Raw genomic sequence first — 3,196 nt, 5'->3', positions numbered from 1 at the left:
GAACCCGCCGCTGACCAATGGCGAGACGGTGACGGTGATCGTTACCGACCCGGCCGGCAACAACAGCACCCCGGTGACCGTCGAGGCGCCGGACACCACAGCCCCGGCGCCGGCCACCGACGTGCAGGTGGCGCCGGACGGCAGCAGCGTCACCGGCAACGCAGAGCCGGGCGCCACCGTCGGTGTCGACACCGATGGCGACGGCCAGCCGGACACCACCGTGGTGGTCGGCCCCGGCGGCAGCTTCGAGGTCCCGCTGAACCCGCCGCTGACCAATGGCGAGACGGTGACGGTGATCGTTACCGACCCGGCCGGCAACAGCAGCACCCCGGTCACCGCCGAAGCCCCCGACTTCCCCGACGCGCCCCAGGTCAATGCCAGCAACGGCAGCGTCCTCAGTGGTACGGCGGAAGCGGGCGTGACCATCGTGATCACCGACGGCAACGGCAATCCGATCGGCCAGACCAGCGCCGATGCCAACGGCAACTGGAGCTTCACCCCCGGTAGCCAACTGCCGGATGGCACCGTGGTCAATGTGGTGGCCAGGGACGCCGCCGGCAACAGCAGCCCGGCGACCTCCATCACCGTCGACGGCGTGGCGCCGAGCGCGCCGGTGGTCGAGCCGAGCAACGGCAGCGAACTCAGCGGGACTGCCGAACCGGGCAGCAGCGTGACCCTGACCGACGGCAATGGCAATCCGATCGGCCAGACCACCGCCGATGCCAACGGCAACTGGTCTTTCACGCCGTCCACCCCGCTGCCGGACGGTACCGTGGTCAACGTGGTGGCCAGGGATGCCGCCGGCAACAGCAGTCCGCCGGCCAGCGTTACCGTGGATGCCGTCGCGCCGGCCACGCCCACCGTCGATCCGAGCAACGGTACGACCCTCAGCGGCACCGCCGAGCCGGGCGCTACCGTGACCCTGACCGACGGCAACGGCAATCCGATTGGCCAGGTCACCGCCGACGGCAGCGGCAACTGGACCTTCACCCCGAGCACGCCGTTGCCCAACGGCACGGTGGTCAACGCCACGGCTACCGACCCGTCCGGCAACGCCAGTTCGCCGGCCAGCGTCACCGTGGACGCCGTGGCACCGGCCACGCCAGTGGTCAACCCGAGCAACGGCACCACGCTCAGCGGCACCGCCGAGCCGGGCGCCACCGTGACCCTGACCGATGGCAACGGCAATCCCATCGGGCAGGTCACCGCCGATGGCAGCGGCAACTGGAGCTTCACTCCGACCACGCCGTTGCCCAACGGCACCGTGGTCAACGCCACGGCCACCGACGCCTCCGGCAACACCAGTGCGGGCAGCAGTGTCACCGTGGACTCGGTAGCCCCGGCCACGCCAGTGATCAACCCCAGCAACGGCACCACGCTCAGCGGCACCGCCGAGCCGGGCAGCAGCGTGACTCTGACCGATGGCAACGGCAACCCGATTGGCCAGGTCACCGCCGACGGCAGCGGCAACTGGAGCTTCACCCCGTCCACGCCGCTGGCGGATGGAACCGTGGTCAACGCCACGGCCACCGATCCGGCGGGCAACACCAGCGGCCAGGGCAGCACCACCGTCGATGGCGTGGCGCCGACCACGCCGACCGTCAACCTGAGCAACGGCAGCAGCCTCAGCGGCACTGCGGAACCGGGCAGCACGGTGATCCTCACCGACGGCAACGGCAATCCGATCGCCGAGGTCACCGCCGACGGCAGCGGCAACTGGACCTACACCCCGTCCACGCCGATCGCCAACGGTACTGTGGTCAACGTGGTGGCCCAGGACGCCGCCGGTAACAGCAGCCCGCCGGCGACGGTGACCGTCGATTCCAGCGCGCCGCCGGCGCCGGTGATCAACCCGAGCAACGGCGTCGTCATCAGCGGCACCGCCGAGGCCGGTGCCACCGTGACCCTCACCGATGCCGGCGGCAACCCGATAGGGCAGGTCACCGCCGACGGCAGCGGCAACTGGAGCTTCACGCCGGGCACGCCGCTGGCCAACGGCACGGTGATCGTCGCCACGGCCACCGACCCGACCGGCAATACCGGCCCGCAGGCCGCCACCACGGTGGACGCGGTGGCGCCGCCGGCGCCGGTGATCGATCCGAGCAACGGCACGACCATCAGCGGCACCGCGGAGGCCGGGGCCAAGGTGATCCTCACCGACGGCAACGGCAACCCGATCGGCGAAACCACCGCCGACGGCAGCGGCAACTGGACCTTCACGCCCGCCACGCCGCTGGCCAACGGCACGGTGGTCAACGCCGTGGCCCAGGACCCTGCGGGCAATACCGGCCCGCAGGGCAGCACTACCGTGGACGCGGTGGCGCCGAACACGCCTGTGGTCAATCCGAGCAACGGCAACCTGCTCAACGGTACCGCCGAGCCGGGCAGCACCGTGACCTTGACCGACGGCAACGGCAACCCGATCGGCCAGACCACCGCCGATGGCAGCGGCAACTGGAGCTTCACGCCCGGCTCGCAACTGCCCAACGGCACCGTGGTCAACGTGACCGCGAGCGACGCCGCCGGCAATACCAGCCCTCCCGCTACCACGACGGTGGATTCCTCACTGCCGTCGATCCCGCAGGTGGATCCGAGCAACGGCTCGGTGATCAGCGGCACCGCGGACGCCGGCAACACCATCATCATCACCGATGGCAACGGCAACCCGATTGGCCAGGTCACCGCCGACGGCAGCGGCAACTGGTCCTTCACTCCAGGCATCCCGCTGCCGGATGGCACGGTGGTCAACGTGGTGGCGCGCAGCCCAAGCAATGTCGACAGTGCGCCGGCGGTGATCACGGTGGATGGCGTGGCCCCGGCGGCGCCGGTGATCGATCCGAGCAACGGCACCGAGATAAGCGGTACCGCGGAAGCTGGCGCGACGGTGATCCTCACCGATGGCGGCGGCAACCCGATCGGCCAGGCCACCGCCGACGGCAGCGGCAACTGGACGTTCACCCCGGGCACCCCGCTGGCCAACGGCACCGTGATCAACGCCGTGGCCCAGGACCCGGCCGGCAACACCAGCGGTCCGGCCAGCGTCACCGTCGATGCCATCGCCCCGCCGGCGCCGGTGATCGATCCGAGCAACGGAGTCGTCATCAGCGGTACGGCGGAAGCCGGGGCCACGGTGATCCTCACCGACGGCAACGGCAACCCGATCGGCCAGGTCACCGCCGACGGCAGCGGCAACTGG

At 70.7% G+C, this 3,196-nt stretch carries 1 protein-coding gene; it reads left to right on the top strand.

What is annotated here, in order from left to right:
• Positions 1-3,196, top strand: a 3,196-nt coding sequence (locus tag ACTJJX_RS20995; RefSeq protein WP_440782019.1) for an Ig-like domain-containing protein, incomplete at both ends; no start/stop codon positions are given.

The sequence above is a fragment of the Pseudomonas sp. 22490 genome, assembly GCF_052044465.1.
In the GTDB taxonomy this organism is placed as follows: Bacteria; Pseudomonadota; Gammaproteobacteria; order Pseudomonadales; family Pseudomonadaceae; genus Pseudomonas; species Pseudomonas aeruginosa.
This window is presented reverse-complemented; position numbering and strand designations above follow the sequence as displayed.